At 58.4% G+C, this 16,196-nt stretch carries 13 protein-coding genes and 1 tRNA gene; 6 read left to right on the top strand and 8 right to left on the bottom strand.

Features of this window, described 5'->3' with window-relative positions; translation table 11 throughout:
• Positions 1-2: 2 nt before the first annotated feature.
• Complete coding sequence (locus HMPREF1287_RS12365) at positions 3-299, bottom strand: FeoA family protein (protein ID WP_005281834.1); 297 nt, start codon at positions 297-299, stop codon at positions 3-5.
• 239 nt (positions 300-538) lie between these two features.
• Complete coding sequence (locus HMPREF1287_RS11805) at positions 539-1,630, bottom strand: S1 family peptidase (protein ID WP_023016939.1); 1,092 nt, start codon at positions 1,628-1,630, stop codon at positions 539-541.
• A 210-nt stretch (positions 1,631-1,840) separates the two neighbouring features.
• Between HMPREF1287_RS11805 and HMPREF1287_RS11800 the strand changes: the two genes are divergently transcribed.
• On the top strand, positions 1,841-2,281 hold the full coding sequence (locus HMPREF1287_RS11800) for a DUF1990 family protein (protein WP_023016938.1): 441 nt from the start codon (positions 1,841-1,843) through the stop codon (positions 2,279-2,281).
• A 64-nt stretch (positions 2,282-2,345) separates the two neighbouring features.
• Here HMPREF1287_RS11800 and HMPREF1287_RS11795 read toward each other — a convergent pair whose 3' ends face one another.
• The 4 genes from HMPREF1287_RS11795 to HMPREF1287_RS11780 form a co-directional block, all read right to left on the bottom strand.
• Positions 2,346-2,963 (bottom strand): hypothetical protein, encoded by a 618-nt coding sequence (locus HMPREF1287_RS11795; protein ID WP_023016937.1) that lies wholly within the window; start codon positions 2,961-2,963, stop codon positions 2,346-2,348.
• Positions 2,964-3,373: 410 nt separating this feature from the next.
• Positions 3,374-5,242 (bottom strand): siderophore-interacting protein, encoded by a 1,869-nt coding sequence (locus HMPREF1287_RS11790; protein WP_023016936.1) that lies wholly within the window; start codon positions 5,240-5,242, stop codon positions 3,374-3,376.
• Between the two features lie 336 nt (positions 5,243-5,578).
• The gene (locus HMPREF1287_RS11785) at positions 5,579-6,562 is read right to left on the bottom strand and encodes an ABC transporter substrate-binding protein (RefSeq protein ID WP_023016935.1); all 984 of its coding nucleotides are present in this window, start codon (positions 6,560-6,562) and stop codon (positions 5,579-5,581) included.
• A gap of 337 nt (positions 6,563-6,899) precedes the next feature.
• Complete coding sequence (locus HMPREF1287_RS11780) at positions 6,900-7,916, bottom strand: iron-siderophore ABC transporter substrate-binding protein (RefSeq protein WP_023016934.1); 1,017 nt, start codon at positions 7,914-7,916, stop codon at positions 6,900-6,902.
• Positions 7,917-8,549: 633 nt separating this feature from the next.
• Here HMPREF1287_RS11780 and HMPREF1287_RS11775 point away from each other — a divergent pair.
• From HMPREF1287_RS11775 to HMPREF1287_RS11765, 3 genes are read left to right on the top strand one after another with little or no spacing between them, the layout of a single operon-like run.
• Positions 8,550-9,575, top strand: coding sequence for an iron ABC transporter permease (locus HMPREF1287_RS11775; protein ID WP_023016933.1), 1,026 nt, complete (start codon positions 8,550-8,552; stop codon positions 9,573-9,575).
• Positions 9,575-10,687: an iron chelate uptake ABC transporter family permease subunit gene (locus HMPREF1287_RS11770; RefSeq protein ID WP_005281828.1), complete on the top strand. Its 1,113-nt coding sequence runs from the start codon at positions 9,575-9,577 to the stop codon at positions 10,685-10,687. Before HMPREF1287_RS11775 ends, HMPREF1287_RS11770 begins: the two co-directional genes overlap by 1 nt.
• A complete protein-coding gene (locus HMPREF1287_RS11765; protein WP_023016932.1) occupies positions 10,684-11,514 on the top strand; it encodes an ABC transporter ATP-binding protein in 831 nt (276 codons plus the stop codon). Before HMPREF1287_RS11770 ends, HMPREF1287_RS11765 begins: the two co-directional genes overlap by 4 nt.
• Positions 11,515-11,602: 88 nt before the next feature.
• On the opposite strand, the gene HMPREF1287_RS11760 is transcribed toward HMPREF1287_RS11765, so the two are convergent.
• A tRNA-Met gene (locus tag HMPREF1287_RS11760) sits at positions 11,603-11,679 on the bottom strand.
• Positions 11,680-11,841: 162 nt separating this feature from the next.
• Entirely contained in the window at positions 11,842-14,811 is a 2,970-nt protein-coding gene (locus HMPREF1287_RS11755; protein ID WP_034653503.1) for a UPF0182 family protein, read from the bottom strand.
• A gap of 123 nt (positions 14,812-14,934) precedes the next feature.
• On the opposite strand from HMPREF1287_RS11755, the gene HMPREF1287_RS11750 reads away from it, so the two are divergent.
• Complete coding sequence (locus HMPREF1287_RS11750; protein ID WP_005277569.1) at positions 14,935-15,471, top strand: PPA1309 family protein; 537 nt, start codon at positions 14,935-14,937, stop codon at positions 15,469-15,471.
• A 36-nt stretch (positions 15,472-15,507) separates the two neighbouring features.
• Positions 15,508-16,176 carry a hypothetical protein gene (locus HMPREF1287_RS11745; protein ID WP_023016930.1) on the top strand — a complete coding sequence of 223 codons (669 nt, stop codon included), beginning with the start codon at positions 15,508-15,510 and terminating at the stop codon, positions 16,174-16,176.
• Positions 16,177-16,196 lie beyond the last annotated feature (20 nt).

Below are 16,196 nucleotides of genomic sequence, written 5' to 3'. Positions count from 1 at the left end.
GCTTATGCCTCCACTGGAATGACTTCGAGTTGGCGCAGCGTGTGCGCATCCACCGCATAGCGGGCCGTGCCCACGCTCACCACGCGCGCGCCACCTGCGACGGTGCGGCCGATCTGCACGCGGGTGCCGGGCCGAAAGCCCAGCTCGCGCAGCCGCACGGCCAGCGCCGGTTGGGTCTCGATCGCGTTGTGCAGGCACTCAGCGGACAGTTCTACCACGGCATCGGTGGGTGCCTGATCCGCGCGCATGGACCCAGATTCTGGTGGGGTGGGATGGGATGAGGAAAAAGGGTTGTGCATGGGGAACCTCGGTTCAAACTTAGCTGTAGAAGGGGGACATTCACAGCAGATATTGACTAACCCTAAGTGGGTAATAGGTAAGTCTCAGTTTAGTTTAGGCCGCTGGCTGCGAACAAGGATAGCCTGGGCTTTCCCCCACTTTGGCGGGGCGGATGCGCGTTATATGACTATAGAAATAGCACACGAAAAAGCGCCCCGTGCGGCTCTCAAAGCCAAACGGGGCGCTATCTTCTTCGCGCTTAAGCCTCAGGCAAGGTGAACCCTGCGCCAACGCCACCGCGGCGGTTCATATCCGCCAGGACGGTATCCATGTTGGTAGCGGCGGTGGGGTTATGAACTGGGCCCTGCAACGGGGTGCGGCACGGGAAGTTCACCGGCAGGAAGCCGCCGGAGATAGAACCAATGAGGCGGTCACCGGCAAGCAGCGGCGCGCCGGAATCGCCCATCATGGCGCAGACCTGGTTGACCTGGACGCTTTGCGCCTGCTGGTAGGTCATGCCGCAGGTCTTGCCGGTGGCAACGCCCTGCTTGCACACGGTCTCACCGGGGTTAACAGTCCCGCCCAAGGAGTTGACGGTAACCCCGTTGTAGGTGCGGGTGACCTCAGCGTTGGAGCCGAATTCGATCACGGAATAATCCAATGCAGCGTTCTTGGACACGATGGTGCCCGTCGGGCCAATGTGATCAGAATCGGCCGAGGTAATGGCATCGCCCTCATTACCGCAGTGTCCCGCGGTCAGGCCCACCTTGCGGCCGGCGGCGTCATTGCCGGCAACGCTCAAGGTGCACATGGTCTCACCATTGACGTAGATAGGGGTGCCGGGGCCATACAGGGACTTGCCCTGATTCATGGCGGCATCGGATTCTTCGGGGATGCGCGGGGCATCGAAAAGGGAACCCGGCACGCGGTGCAGGACAAAGTCCGCGTCAGGCTTTCCCGCAGCTACCTTGGAAAAGCCATCATTTTTCCACTGGTAGTTGGGGTTATTGCCCAAGGGCTTTTGCTCTACCTGGGTGGCTTGTTCCAGCAGCCCGAAGGGGTTCGGGTTGGTGGCCGGCTCCGCATACTGAGCCCCCTGCTGGACGTTACTTGCCACCGTGTCGCGGGCGTTTTGCAGCGCGGAATCCACGGTATCGGTGACCTGCTTATCCACCTCTGGGGTCTCAACACCAAAGCCCGCGAGGCCCTCGCGCACGTGGTTGATAAACCCTGCCGAGTCAATATCCGGTTGGGGCAATTCTTGGGCTCCTGCTGCCGGGGAACCCAAGAAAAACGCACCAGCGAAAGCCGAGCCCACCAGGACTTTCTTTAGGTGCGGAATGCGAAGCATCAATGTACCTTCTTTCAGTTGTCAAGATCGTGCTAGCTAAATCCTGACATGAATCGCGTGTGAAAGCAGCTAAGTCCTGTGACTGTTTCCAAGCCGTTACCGTTCTTTCAGGTTTCGGGGGTGATCCCGCGATCAATCCGTCCCCAAAATTTTTCGATGCCCTATTCTTTACCCCCATGAGCTCCCCACAGATAAACGCTGGCGCTTGAGATGCCAGAGCCACTTTCTTATTCCGATACCGCCGGATTCCCGCAGCTGCACATGAGCCGGGTCATCGACGCCGATTTCGATACCGCAGCCCACCGGCTCTTTCGCTGGGGCATCCAGCGCAGCGGCCTCTTCCGCGTGCGCCCCAGCCACCCGGTCGTCCAAGAAGGCGCCGAAATCACCATGGGCCTTGGCCCATTTGATTTCCGCTGCCGCGTGGTCGAGACCTTCGCCGGCGATGGCCGCTGCGGCTTTACCTACGGCACCTTGCCCGGACACCTCGAGCGCGGCGAGGAAACCTTCACCTTAGAGCGCCTGCGCGATGGGCGGACGCTGCTGCTTATCGATGCCGCCTCCGAGCCCTTCCTGCCCTTCTTGCGCCCGCTTGTCGATATCCCCCGCCGCCTGCTCATCCGCCGGTTCTACCTGCACGCGCTGGACTAGCGCGGCAGCACAAAGGCCGCTGCCTCTCCCCCTACGGGAAAAGCAGCGGCCTAGGCGCGGTTAACTACTTACGCTTTTCGTCGAGGTTATCGCGAGCCTCGCGCACAACGTCTTTCACGCGGTCAAAGAATCCGCCCTTCTTACCGGATCCCTCCTGGTATTCCTGCGCCTTGTCTTCCACGAAGTCCTTGGCGCGGTTGATGGCTTGTTCAACGACGTTGCCGGCCTCGGTGACCTTGTCCTTCAGGTCATCAAAGTCATCACGCTCTTCATCAGCTGCATCCTCTGCCGGCTGCTCCGGTGCGGCAGCGATGTGTTCCTCTTCGGCCTCGCCCACCACGTGCTGTGAGGGCTCATAGTCCGCGTTGTCCTCATCCAGCTTTTCCTGCAGGTCCGGCTGCTCGGACGCAGCGGCGACGTGCTCTTCCTCAGCGCCGGTAACGACGTGATTCTTCGGCTCGTAATCGCTCTGCGCCGCAGCATCATTTTGCTCATCTGCGCTTGCCGTTGCGGCGGCGCTGGCAGCAGCAGCCCCGCCAGCCGCGGCTCCGGCTACACCGGCTCCCGCAGCCTTGCCGGATTCAATCTTGTTGCCATTGGCATCAGTCGATGCCAGGTAAGTAAATTTCTCGCGATCCACGTCTACTTCGTGGCCAAGGGCGCGTGCAGTTTCTTTAGCCATTGCTTTGTACTCCTTAACTAGATCTATTTTCTCCTATCCTAGCGTTCCAGAAAGTTAAGGTGCGTGCACGGGAACCGAGAATGGAAGAATCGGAGGGCTCTTTTGTGATTTCAGTGCCCCTCCCTTCAGTGAGAGATACGGCTGAGCCTCGGGTTGTCCAAAACAACCGCATTTCGCCAAAGATCGAGCCGAAAAGTGGACAAACGCGGTTGTTTTGGATATTCCGCCGCCGCGCCAACACAACGTCGCGGTCGAAAAGGCCCCCACCCACGGGGTCGGCTGGACAACGTTCGCCTACTTCACCGTGTTCACCACACTTATGGCTGTAACGGCTACCCGCCTCCCACGCGGGACCGTGGTCCGAAAATAAAAGGTGAAGCTCGAGGCATTTGTCCTACCGAGGTTCCTCTTTAGGAATTCGCTTCTGCTTCCAGGACAAAAAGGTGTTTTCCCCAGCCAACAGCAGTGGCAGAAGAAATAAGAGCGCGGCTATCAGCGGTAGCAGCGCTGACATCGTCCTGGGTCGGCACCTTGGTGCCGAACATGGAAAGCCTTACCAAGTCCTCTTCATAGGAATGCTCATCGCCGCCGGCTTCCTCGAGGACCTCGGTAAGGATATAAGCCCGGCGGGACTTATCCCCACCAACCGCGCGGCCTAATTCGGCGGCCACCGCCTCGCTACCAAAGACGCTCCAGGGATCGATGAAAATAACGTCAGTTGCCCACGCATAGTCTGCTTCGGTGGGATTAAAGCCGCTTTCGCCGCCACTCGTTTCGCATCGTTCACGAGAAGCTCCTGCGATTTCCCGTAGCACCGCTTCCGAGGACGCATCGGTGATAATCCGGCACTCAGCATGTTCGCATCGGCGGAGAATTTCATCCGCATATACTGCACCTCCCTGGCCAATGATGAGAACGCGAGCGGTGTCATCCAGGTACTGCTGCAGTTCCTTTGCCGCGGAAGGAGCAGTCCACCCAGCACTCACATTCTTTTGCTCAAAGCGTTCGGCTGCCAGGTGCGGGTCTTGGCCAAGATATTCTGACCACGGCAATCCCCTTTCGCCTTGCGGCGCCGACTCTCCGGTACGAAGGCTGTGTTCAAGGCGCATCAGCGCCATCGCCTCAAGATGCGCAGGCCCGCTTAACCAACGCACCACATTGGAATCTGGGTCCGCCAACTCAGTTCCCATTGCGGTCAACGCGAGGGTACGCTCGCGTACTTCGACGAGTTGAAGAGCCGCCAGGTAACGGATAAACCTCCGTAGCGCATCCTCGTGCAGTTCTGTCGCAGCAGCAAGAGCAGGGACCGTGTTCGCACCTGCATCGATTTCTTGGAAGAGCCCTAAACGCACGGCAGTGCGGAGCGCAAAGGCTGAATTCAGCTCAGCCAGATCATGGATATTGTGCAAAACACTATTGCTGCTGTTCGATGCGCTTTCTTTAGCGTCGCTTTGGCTGGTACGCCGCCAGTAGCCTGTGATTTCCCGATGCTCAGGGGAAATTCCGGAAGCCTTAAACAAACGCCGCAGCGGTTTCAGCCGGGAGGCCTCCCCCGCCGCCCATGCGTACGCTTCGCCACCTGGCAATGCCGACTGAGAAGTCTCCTCAAAAAGCGCACGCGACTTTTCTACGAAGTCCTCGCCTCGGTCACGTATGGCCCAGTGGATCTGTACCGAATCGGGAATGTCTAGGTCTTGAATATCAGCGCTCGTCGGAACCTCTATCACCGCAATCGCATCATGCCCAGCCGGGAGCGACTCGAGGCAGCGGCCGATTGCTGGGAGCGCCGTCTCGTCTCCTGCCAAGAAAAGCCAATCGGTATGCGTGGGTAACTGTGCACACGATTTCGGCCCTGCCACAAAAATGGGGTCACCGATGCGGGCATTCTGGGACCAGTTTTCGGCCAAGCCCTGACCATGGCGCGCGAAATCTATGGCTAATCGCCCGCGTACAGCGTCAAAGTAGCGAACCGTGTATGTGCGGAATAGGTTTTTAACGGCTTCTGGCCACAATAAGTTGCCATCATTTTGCGCTATTGGGTGCGGCCGCTCCCCCGTTTCCGGATCCGGGAAGATGAGCCGAACGTCGTCGTCAAAACCATGGCTTATCAGCGAAGGAACGGAAATACCATCGCGATCGTGGTCTCGGAGTTGCTCCCCGCTGAGCGTAATTCGCCGCATGGCTGGCGATATATCTTCGATATTTTCCACATACAATTCCCGGTAAGAAATTGGATAAATTTCCCTGCTCCGGCTGGTCCTTGGCATTTTTGAGACCATTCCCCTCTCGGTTTTGATGGCTTTTATTTCACTTTATTCGATGGCCTAAATTGTCTTATTAAGTTGTGCTGACGCCTTGAACGCCTCTCCCAGCGCCAAGCATTTTCCGGCTCACCTACTCACCTTTAATACAGTCATCGTGCTGTGCCGATGAGCGAATATGCGGGAAGCGTGAGGCCAGGTTTTCGGTTTTCGAAGGGCAAGAACGGACGCACCACTGCCTTGGGTACAGTCCATTGAAGAGAACGCCTCCCGATAAATCGGAAGGCGTTCATGACTACCTGCTGCAACGGAGCGAGCCTCTTCTAGCAGGTATCAGGGTTATGCGGACCTTGACTACTTTCCAACCTTTTCCAGCGTCGGCATCGTCTTATCCAGCACCCAAGCTCGGCTCAAGCTCGTTGGGTTGTTGAGTCCGGCGACGACGGCTGAATCACCGGCAAGAGTCGCGTCGGATTTCACCTGCGGAAGATCTTTGTATCCCGGAATGTTTTCAAATTCTTCGATTGAGCCGTCGCGGTTATAAATAACCATGAAATCAGCGGCCAGGTAGGACACGTTTTCCGGAGAAAGCGTGACGCGTCCCCTATCAACTGAAACGGATCCGTCCGTCAGCTTGTCTGGGAACTTCATTCCCAGATCGTAGATGAAGGAGGCACCTGGATCCTCGGGGTCAGCAACGGCGCCAAAGGAGCCTTGGGCGAATTGGGAAACAATACCGGTTTTACCGGAGAGGTTTGGCAGTTTTTCCTTCACGTCGGAGAAACGCTTCTGATCCTCTTCAATGGCTTTCTTCGCTTCGGATTCTTTATTGAAGATCTTGCCCAAAGCTTCTAGCTGAGATTCCCAGCCAATTCCCTCACCTTTATCGGAAATTCCGCCGAGAGTCGGTGCGATTGCAGACAATTCCTTGTAATTAGCCTCGGATATCGTCCAGTAATCACCAACGATGAAGTCGGGTTCGATTGCCGCAATTTGTTCCTGGGGCAGAGTCTTGAAGTCTGTCTGATCGATCACCTTGACGCCATCGAGCTTCTCTTCACGCCAAGGCGAGTTCTTGTCTATTCTATGCTGCACGACGGCTGCTGGTTTAATTCCAAGTTCCAGCAGGTTATCAACGGCCGTCCCCACAGCAACCACATTTTGCGGGTTGACGGGATACGTATCCGTACCGCGGGCGTGCTCAATGGTCACGTCCTCTGCAACCTCGGAGGTTGTTGCTGCTTCATCGGTTGAATCGTTCGACGAGCAGCCTGACAGAACTAATCCGGCACAGATAGCGGCAGCGATGAATGACCGCGCACCTCTTTTTACTGACATCCCTTTTCCTTAAAGTCGGTTTCCTCAAGCTGCCTTTCAGCTCTTTTCATCAGATTTTCCGGTAGACCCGAAGGCAACTTTTAAGTTAGGTTAGAATTACCTAGGCCACGTTGCAATAGTCTGATTAAACTATTTCCCTATAGATATTTCCTATTTTCCGGCCTCCTAATCCCACACCTGCACAGGACTCATTCCCCTAGCCATAAAAGTTCGGTCCTAAGAAAAAGCTGCTTGACGATGCACTTCCGGGCAGCGGATCGGCGGTGCGACCGGCTCCCCACAAAGCGAAAACCGCCCCCTCACATTCATGCGGGAGCGGTTCAGCGATTGAGTCCTTTTACTTCGTGGCGTCCACCAAAGGCTGCTCGATCTTATCCAGCAGGTAGTCCAAGCTCAGCACCGTTTGCCATCCGAAGGCCTTTTCTAGGTCACCTTCCAAGTAGACGCTGTGCCCGTCCTTAACGGCGGGTAGCTTGCTCACGATTGGATCCTCGGTAACAGATGCCTTGTCCTGCGTCGGAGCGTAGGACAACTGGTCCCACACCAGTACGTCGGAATCAACCTGGTCAGCGTTTTCCTTGGAGACCTCGCCGTAGAATTTATCCTTGGTGATTGCCGCGTAGGCGGGGTTGATCTTGAACCCCAGCTCGGTAAAGAAGCGGCTGCGCGGATCTTCTTCAGCAAAGACGGCCAGGCTGTCGGCAGAGACGGTGGCCACACCGAGTTCCTTCTCGGCCCACTCTGGGTGACGGCCCTTTAGGTCTGCAAACTTCGCTTTAACCTGCTCCACCTGACGTTTTGCTTCTTTAGGCTTTCCTACGGCTTGCCCAATCTCTTCCGTAGTCACGTCCCACGGTTGCTGCAGCTCTTTATATTCACCCTTTTGCACGACGACAGGGGCGATATCGGAGAGTTTCTTGTATGTATTTTCATCAATATCCGAGTACACGGCCACGATGAGATCTGGTTTGTCTTTAGCAATGGCTTCCGCATTGACCTCTGTGTCTTTATCGATTCGAGGGGTATCCCCCTCGATCTTGTCGTTAGACCAGTTGCCCGCAGCCTGCCCGTCTGGGGTCATGCTATCCCAATACTTCACGGAAACCGGCGTGACTCCGAGCGCCAGCAGCGCGTCCTGATCCGTATAGCCTAGGGAGACCACACGCTGTGGGGCTTCCTTGATTTCGGTGGAACCATAGCGATGCTCGATGGTGGTGGGGAATGCGCCTTGCTCGGCGTTGACCGCCTGGGAGTCTGCAGAGTTTTCGGACTGGTCATCAGTCGAACACGCCGTCACCGCGGTGCCCAGAGCCAGCACAGTAGCAGTACCGACAAGAATTTTCTTGAGTGTCATTTTTCTCCGTTATTACTGGTGACGGATCTCAGCGCAAGGCCTAGCCCGTTCACGAATGGGAAAGGTCAGAATATTTGGTTGGTTACACCCAAATGGGGGGGGGCAACCAAGTTCCCCAATCGTTGGAGACAATGACATATTCTCGCACGTTAAAAAGATAACTTAGGCTTGCCTAAATAATCAATGTTACGCTGGTCACCAAAAGATTTCCAGGCACCGCCTATGCGATGCACATGCAGCACACTCAACTTTGAGACAGGCACTACAAAAGGTGCCGCATAGAGTTTCACCTAAATAGTGGGCGCCTAGGGCCAGTTGCGATGACTTGCAGCCCTTCACTTTTACAGTCTTTTAATTAAATGAAGGCTTACCTTACATGAAAACGGTAATATGCTTGTCCATGATTGACAATCACACCCAGCAACAGCCTGAGCCACGCCTCGGGCGAAGCTCCCCTCCCCGCCCAGCGGGAGTAGCTAGGTACCTTTCTCCACCCCGCGACTTAGGGAATCCCATCGCAACCTGTGAGCCAGTACTTTCCGTGGCGTCACTCCGCAGCACCGGTGCTCGCTGGGCACTATTGGCTGGGCGTGGGGGCATCGGCAAGCGGAAGCAGCGATTGGAGGCCACGCCATGAGTGTGCGCACTACCCGCCTCCTGGGTCTAGGGGCGCTGCTCCTGCTGGTCCTCGTTGGCACTATCTGCAGTTTGCTGTATGGCGCCCGTTCCATTCCTGCGGAGGACGTGTGGACTGCGCTGCGGGAACTCCCGGCCGCACGCGGTGGCCAGGAGGAAGTTTCCACCAACCAACGCGTGGTAGCTGAGCTGCGGCTGCCGCGCACCATCCTGGCCATCATCGTGGGGGCAGCACTGGGAGTCGCCGGTGCTCTAATCCAAGGCCACACCCGCAATCCCCTGGCGGATCCGGGAATCCTGGGTGTCAGTTCCGGCGCGGCGCTCAGCGTTGTGGTCAGCTTCGCTTTGTTTGGCATCACCGCCCCGTGGGCCACCGTCGTGGTAGCGTTCCTCGGCGCGATTGCGGCCACCGCACTCGTCTTTGGCCTGGCCTCCGCGGGCAAGGCAGCGGTCGATCCTTTGACCTTAGTGCTAGGCGGTGCCGCGCTGTCGGCGGTCTTAAGCGCTATTACCAGCGCATTCGTTCTCACCAATGAGAATAACCTGGACCGGATGCGCTTTTGGACCGTTGGCTCCCTGGCCGGCAGGGATATGAACATTGCGCTCGGCATCTTGCCGTTCGTGGTGCTGGGGCTGGTCCTGGCGTTCGCCACCGGCCCGCAGCTGAATATCTTGAACTTAGGCGACGACGTCGCCGCAGGGCTCGGCATCAATACCGCGGCCGCAAGGCTGGGCGGCATGGGCATCATCGCACTGCTGGCCGGCGCGGCCACGGCTGCCGCGGGCCCGCTGGGCTTCATTGGCCTGGTAGTGCCCCATATCGTCCGGGCTCTTACCGGCCCAGATTATAAGTGGATTTTGCCGTACTCAGCACTTGCCGGCGCGGCGCTATTGCTGTGTGCGGACGTGGTAGGCCGCCTCATCGCCCGCCCCGGCGAGCTCCAAGTGGGCATCGTTTTGGCCTTCGTTGGTGCACCGTTCTTCATCGCCTTGATTTACCGGAAGAAGGTGATGACGCTGTGATGCGACGCAACAAAGCTGCACAAGCTGTACAGGATAAACAAAATACGCCGTGGCAAATGCCCGGCGGGATACCATTCCGGGCTGGGCCCATCTCCTTCCTCTGGCGCCCGAGGGTGGTGCTGGTATGCGTTATCGCCGCAGCGCTCATTGTCTTTTTGGGTGCCCTTTCCATTGGGCTGGGCGATTACCCCATCTCCGTTCCCCGGGTACTTGAGGTGATCTTCCAAGGGGAAGGAAGCCGCGTGGAAAGGCTCGTGGTCCTGGAGTGGCGCATGCCCCGCGTGGCCACCGCCATCGCGGTCGGCTGCGCGCTGGGGCTGTCCGGCGCGCTCACCCAAACAGTCACCCGCAACGCGCTGGCCAGCCCCGATATCCTCGGCATCACCACGGGAGCCTCGGCCATGGCCGTCACGGTCATCGTCCTCGGCAGTGGCGGTGGGTTCGCCGGTTGGCTCGCCGGAATCGGCATTCCTCTGGCCGCCTTGCTGGGCGCGATCCTGAGCGCCACGGTGATTTGGGCGCTGGCTTGGCGACGCCAAGCCGATTCCTACCGTCTCGTCCTCGTGGGCATCATTATTACCGCGCTGCTGAGTTCCTACATCAATTTCCTCATGGTCCGCGCGGAGCTGCGGGATGCAAGCCAGGCACAGTTCTGGCTCACCGGTTCCCTAGCGAGGTCGGAGTGGAGTACCACCATCCCCATCGCCGTCCTTGTGATCGTCTGCGCCCCGTTGCTGGCCTGGATCGCCTACCAAGCACTGGCCACCACTCTGGGCCCCGACCTCGCCAGAGCGCTGGGCCAGCGAGTCAACGCCGTGCAGGTAGCGATGCTGGCATTGGCCGTAGCCCTAGCTGCGGTAGCGGTCTCCGCTGCCGGGCCCATCGGCTTCATCGCCTTCGTAGCGCCCCAGGTGGCCCTTCGGTTGTGTGGCGTACCCAGTCCCCCGCTTGCGGCGTCGGCGCTTACCGGCGCAGTACTGCTGCTCGGCGCGGACATCGTCACCCAAGCGGTTCTGCCGGTGGAACTTCCGGTGGGTATTGTCACCTCCGCACTGGGCGGCATCTTCCTCATCTACCTACTCGTTCAACGCACTAGGAGCACAGACGCATGACCTCCCCCATTCCCCAGCCAAACGCAGACCGACCAAATACCGCCGGTGGCGTCGTCGCTTCCTCGGTCACGGTGGGCTACGGACAGCGCACCATTATCCGCGATCTCAGCGCCACGTTCCCGGCCGGAAAGATCACCACCATCGTGGGGCCCAACGGATGCGGTAAATCAACCTTGCTGCGCGCCATGTCAGGACTGCTCAACCTTGATACCGGGACCGTGAGTGTGGATGGCCAGAATATCTCGGACATGAAGCGCAAGGACGTCGCCCGCATACTGGGCATGCTGCCCCAATCCCCCGTGGCCTCTGAAGGCCTGTTGGTCTCCGATCTGGTGGCCCGCGGGCGGCACCCACATCAGGCGTGGTTCCGCCAGTGGTCCTCCACAGACGAAGACGCAGTATTCGAGGCCCTAAAGCAAACCGGTTCTGCAGATCTTGCTAGCCGCACGCTGGATGAGCTTTCCGGCGGCCAACGCCAGCGCGTATGGATCTCCATGGTGTTGGCGCAAAACACCGACATCCTCTTCCTAGATGAGCCGACGACGTACCTTGATCTCGCGACCTCCGTGGACATCCTCGAACTAGTCGATAGCCTGCGCCAGGAACTAGGCAGAACGGTGGTAATGGTGCTACACGATCTCAACCTGGCGGTGCGCTACTCCGATTATCTCGTGGTTATGAAAGACGGCCAGGTCATTGCTTCCGGTACACCCGCAGAGGTCATCACCGCAGAGCTCCTGCAGGAGGCTTTTGATCTGCGGGCGCGGGTCATTGAGGATCCGGAGACTGGAGATCCACTCATCGTTCCACTCAGGAAACCGGCTTAGGTCTACGCCCAAGGGTTAAGCCCACCCACTAGGGTGGCGCATAAGTAAAGGCCCCGGCCAGAATCTTTTCTGGCCAGGGCCTGGAAGTTGGTAGCGGGGGCAGGATTCGAACCTACGACCTCTGGGTTATGAGCCCAGCGAGCTACCGAGCTGCTCCACCCCGCGTCGAGATGACTTCCATCATCTGCGCTTGAACAGTGCGTTAATACTTAATGTATTCGCTCTGTCCCGGCGACTTCTGTAACTATACAGACAGGAAGGCACCTACCCAAATCCCCTGGGTAGGTGCCTTATTTCCTGAGTTTCTACTACGCGAAGTGAGAGGCTTTAGCCCTCGGACTTCTGGTAGGACTCAACTGCCTTGTCCAACTCATCCAAGGCGCGGCCGTACTCTTCAAAGGAGCCATTGCGGGCATCCTCCAGGCCCTTCAGGGCCTTGTTGATGTCCTCGATAGCGCCTGCTTCATCGGAGGAACGAGGGGCCGAAGCCGGAGCGGATTCCTCAGTAGATTCCTTCTTCTCGTCCTTCTTGTCCGCAGAAGAGCTGTCCTTATCGGCATCGTCGTCGCCGGAGTCGCCCTCGATCTCTTCGATGTCCTGGGCGGACTTGGCGTCGATTCCCACCTGCTCAAGGGCATCACCGATAGTCGGTGCGTAGCCCACGCGGCCCTTGTAGGACACGAGCACACGCAGCAGCTTCGGGAAGGCGGATGCCTGATCCTTGCGCTGCGAGTAAATCGGCTCGAGGTAGAGGATCTCGCCGCCGCCGACCGGCAAGGCCAGCAGGTTACCGTTGTGCAGATCGTTGGTGCCTTCCCACAGGGTGCGGTCGCGGGCAACCTGGTCAGAAGACATCATGGCGTCCTGTGCCTGCTTCGGACCCTGGGTCTGCGTATTGGTTGGCAGCACGCGCACGGTGATATCGCCGTAGGTATCCGGATCGGAAGATACCGCCATGTGTGCGGACAGGAACTCACGGTTCAGACCACGGTACGAGGTGGTCAGCTGGAAGCTCGGGTCGCCGGTTTCCGGATCGGCAGCCATCACGTAGTACGGCGGCTGGTTCAGGTCACGGGATTCCTCTGCGGTCGGGTCATTCGGTACGGACCAGAAGGCGTCGTTATTGAAGAAGACGTTCGGGTCATCAACGTGGTAGCGGGCCAAGAGGTCACGCTGCACCTTGAACATGTCCTCTGGGTAGCGGAAGTGCTCGCGCAGCTCATCGGAGATCTCGGATTCCGGCTTCACCACATCCGGGAAGACACCTTCCCAGGCGTTGAGAACGGGGTCTTCCTTGTCGAACTCGTAGAGGTCCACGCTGCCGTCATAGGCATCCACGGTCGCCTTCACGGAGTTGCGGATATAGCCCACCCGGTCATTGACCAAGCGCTGGGTTGTGCCATCGGGGTTGAGGGCGTCCTGGGTGGCATCGGAAAGCGAAGCGCGCTGCGAGTACGGCAGGGAGTCCAGGGTGGTGTAACCATCGACGATCCACTTCAGATGACCATCAATAACGGCCGGGTAGGTAGCGGAATCGGTGGTCAGCCATGGGGCAACCTTCTCCACGCGCTCGCGGGGGTCGCGGTCATAAAGCAGCTTGGATTCGCTGCCCACGCGGTCCGAAAGCAGGAAGTTCAGCTCGCGGTACTTGGCGGCATACATGGTGCGGTCAAAGAGATTGCCAATCTCAACGCCGCCCTCACCGTCATAGGTGTAGTTGGTGCTATCGGTGTCGTACTCCACTGGGTTCTCGCCGGTGGTACCGGTAATGGCGTAGTCCAAATTATCTGCGGCACTAGCGATGACCGGGCCGTAGTAAATGCGGGGCTGGTCTACCTTGATGCCCAAGGACTTCTCGGCATCTTGGGTCTCGCCCTCACCCTCGGACTCGCCGGCCTGGGTCTGTAGGTCAGAGACGGTGAAGATGGGGTAACCACCGCGAGCAGAACCGGCATCGCGGGCAACCTCATCGACGGTATTGGCCTGCGCGGCTACGAAGCCATTGCCGTGGGTATATACGGTGTGGCGGTTGATCCAGTCGGACTGGTTTTCGCGCAGCTCATTCGGGTCCAGCTCGCGGGCTGCAACGACGAAGTCGCGCATCTTGCCATCGATTTCATAGCGGTCCATGGACAGCGTTTCTGGGAACCCATAGAAGTTCTTCAGCTGCTGCATCTGGGTAAACGTCGGCGACAAAATCTCTGGATCCAGCAAGCGCAGGTTATTGATGGTGGCGTTATCGGAGGCAACCTTGTCATCCGATACGTTGTCGCCGCCCCAGTTTTCCTTGTAGGTCACGTGGTCATCGGTAAGCCCATAGGCATACCGCGTGGCCTCGATATTGCGGGCAATGGACTCGTTTTCCTTCGCCTGGCGGTTTGGCTGTACCGAGAAGCGCTCCATGAGCAGCGGCCATGCCTGGCCGATGATGAGCGAGGACGCGAGCATGAGCACGACGGCGAGGCCAGGGATGCGCAGGTCCTTGATGACGATGGCCATAAAGAGCGCAATAGCGACGAAGACGCCGATGATCATCAAAATGATCTTGGCGGGCAGGTAGGCGTGGATATCCGTGTAGGAACCACCGGTAAACAGGTCGTGCTCGGAATACAGCAGCCCGTAGCGCTCCAGCCAGTATCCGGCGACCTGGGCCACCATCCACAGCCCGGCCGTAATGGCAAGCTGCAGGCGCGCCGAGCGGGAGATAGAGCCGCGCACGCCCGCGGCCTTATTGCCAATGCGGATTCCGCCCAAGATGTAGTGGCCGAATAGGGCAATGAGGAAGGCGAGTACAAGCAGGATGGACAGGGTGCTGACCACCATCTGCAGCACGGGCAGGCTAAAGGCATAAAAGCCCAAGTCGTGGTGGAATTGGGGGTCTTGTACGCCGAAGTCCTGACCATTGAGGAATAGCATCACATCGCGCCAGTGGGACTGGCCGATGAAACCGGCGATGATGCCCACGATGGCCGGGATGACCTTGAACAGCACGCCCATGGACTTCTCAATGGACTGGCGGTACTGATAGACCGGCGAATTCAAATCCCCCATATCCAGGGAATCGGGGCGGCCGCGCCAGGCAAAGAACCCGGCTGCCCACACCACTGCGGCAGCAACGAGCCCGAAGATGATAAAGAGGACTATGCGCGCAATAATCGCGGTGGTGAAAACACTGCGGTAATCAATGGAGCCAAACCACCTCCAATCCGTGTACATACCCACGAGCATGGGTCCGAAGAATAAGAGGACGGCAATGATGGCCGCAATAATTGCCGCGACCTTAGGTGGCCGCTTCAATGGGGCGGCTGGTGTGGATGACCCTAGGGACAACGCCAGCTCCAATCAAATAGTGCGAATATTAAACATGTAGACTTTTTCCAGTTTAAGGAATCAATACCCAGATAACGAATAAGGATGCCTATGAGTTCCCCCGAATTATCACAGCCAGCTTTAAACCGCGCTATGACGGAGGCCGTGGAGTTCGTCCATGCTGAAGGTTGGGACGCCCGCCCCACCATCTTCGCCCTTGTTCCCACCCATCTGGTGGCGGACCAGCTAGCGGCCATGGATGAGGAAACCGCGTCCCCGCTGACCCTTATCGTGCAAGACAATGTCCCGGAAAACATCGAGCCGGGTTCCGAGGAATTGGCTGATTACGTCTCCCGCTTGGCCTGGCCGCGCGAGGTCGCGGGCGCCATCTTGGCCCAGGAGATCAAGTTCCGGGATACTTCTAGCGAGGATCCCTCCCCTCGCCCGGCGCGCCTGTATTCGGGTGCCCTGCGCGAGGAAGGAATTGAGACCACCTTGCTGCAGCTGCGGCCCACTGAAGAAGAGCTTGAGGCGGCCGGCCCCTTTGCTGAGGACGATATTCAGCTCCGCGGCGGCCCGCAGGTGGCCCCTGGCGTAATCGCCGCGCTGCGCTATGGCCTCAACCAGGATCCGGATGAACTAGACTAAGTGGCAATTAAGCCCGCAACCAAGGAGTTCTATACAGTGCGACGCCTTTCCTTCACCCGCCGTTCTTCTGCCCGCACCGCTACCGCGGCGGCGTTACTAGGGCTCAGCGTGGCTGCGGCAGGTTGTTCTTCCGATGCTGATGCGCCTGACGATGCCCCCGTAGAGACCACCTCTGCGGCCACCACCACCACGACCTCTGAGAACGACAAGGAGTCCGCGGCATCAAGCACCGAATCCTCCACGTCTTCCACGGAGTCAGAATCGGCAGACAAGGACGAGGACGAGGCTTCCGAGGAAAGCACCACCCGCGAGCCGAGTGCTGGCGGCGAATTGGATAAGTCAGTCGCCAAAGTCTACGACGTATATAAGTCGCTGGCACCCAAGGACTTATTCGCCCAGTTTGAGCGCTGCGATTCCACCGGCGGGGACTCTTCCTACAATTGCTCCGGCCCTAAGGTGGGGCAATTCCAGTTCTTTAAGTCGCACTCCAAGGCCTCCCAGACCACCCAGGTACTTACAGAGCTGCGCAGCTCCCATGCCATCGAAGACGATGGCGATCGCGTCGTCGGCTGGTCCACGTTGGGCACCACGGCCGTTATCACCGTGGTGGATAATAAGGAAGGCCTGGTCATGCAGCAGATGATCTCTTCTGACCAGGTGGACCCGGAAGAAAAAATTAAGGAATTGGGCCTAGTAAAGGACTAGGCCCCGGCCTTATGAGTTTT

The sequence above is a fragment of the Corynebacterium sp. KPL1986 genome (assembly GCF_000477975.1).
Lineage (GTDB): Bacteria > Actinomycetota > Actinomycetes > Mycobacteriales > Mycobacteriaceae > Corynebacterium > Corynebacterium accolens.
Note: the sequence above shows the minus strand (reverse complement) of the source record. Positions and strands in the feature narration are given on the sequence as shown.

Bases quoted from the DNA above. Each gene is read 5' to 3' on its own strand.
- HMPREF1287_RS12365 (WP_005281834.1), bottom strand. From the start codon at position 299: ATGCACAACCCTTTTTCCTCATCCCATCCCACCCCACCAGAATCTGGG.
- HMPREF1287_RS11805 (WP_023016939.1), bottom strand. From the start codon at position 1,630: ATGCTTCGCATTCCGCACCTAAAGAAAGTCCTGGTGGGCTCGGCTTTC.
- HMPREF1287_RS11800 (WP_023016938.1), top strand. From the start codon at position 1,841: ATGCCAGAGCCACTTTCTTATTCCGATACCGCCGGATTCCCGCAGCTG.
- HMPREF1287_RS11795 (WP_023016937.1), bottom strand. From the start codon at position 2,963: ATGGCTAAAGAAACTGCACGCGCCCTTGGCCACGAAGTAGACGTGGAT.
- HMPREF1287_RS11790 (WP_023016936.1), bottom strand. From the start codon at position 5,242: ATGGTCTCAAAAATGCCAAGGACCAGCCGGAGCAGGGAAATTTATCCA.
- HMPREF1287_RS11785 (WP_023016935.1), bottom strand. From the start codon at position 6,562: ATGTCAGTAAAAAGAGGTGCGCGGTCATTCATCGCTGCCGCTATCTGT.
- HMPREF1287_RS11780 (WP_023016934.1), bottom strand. From the start codon at position 7,916: ATGACACTCAAGAAAATTCTTGTCGGTACTGCTACTGTGCTGGCTCTG.
- HMPREF1287_RS11775 (WP_023016933.1), top strand. From the start codon at position 8,550: ATGAGTGTGCGCACTACCCGCCTCCTGGGTCTAGGGGCGCTGCTCCTG.
- HMPREF1287_RS11770 (WP_005281828.1), top strand. From the start codon at position 9,575: ATGCGACGCAACAAAGCTGCACAAGCTGTACAGGATAAACAAAATACG.
- HMPREF1287_RS11765 (WP_023016932.1), top strand. From the start codon at position 10,684: ATGACCTCCCCCATTCCCCAGCCAAACGCAGACCGACCAAATACCGCC.
- HMPREF1287_RS11750 (WP_005277569.1), top strand. From the start codon at position 14,935: ATGAGTTCCCCCGAATTATCACAGCCAGCTTTAAACCGCGCTATGACG.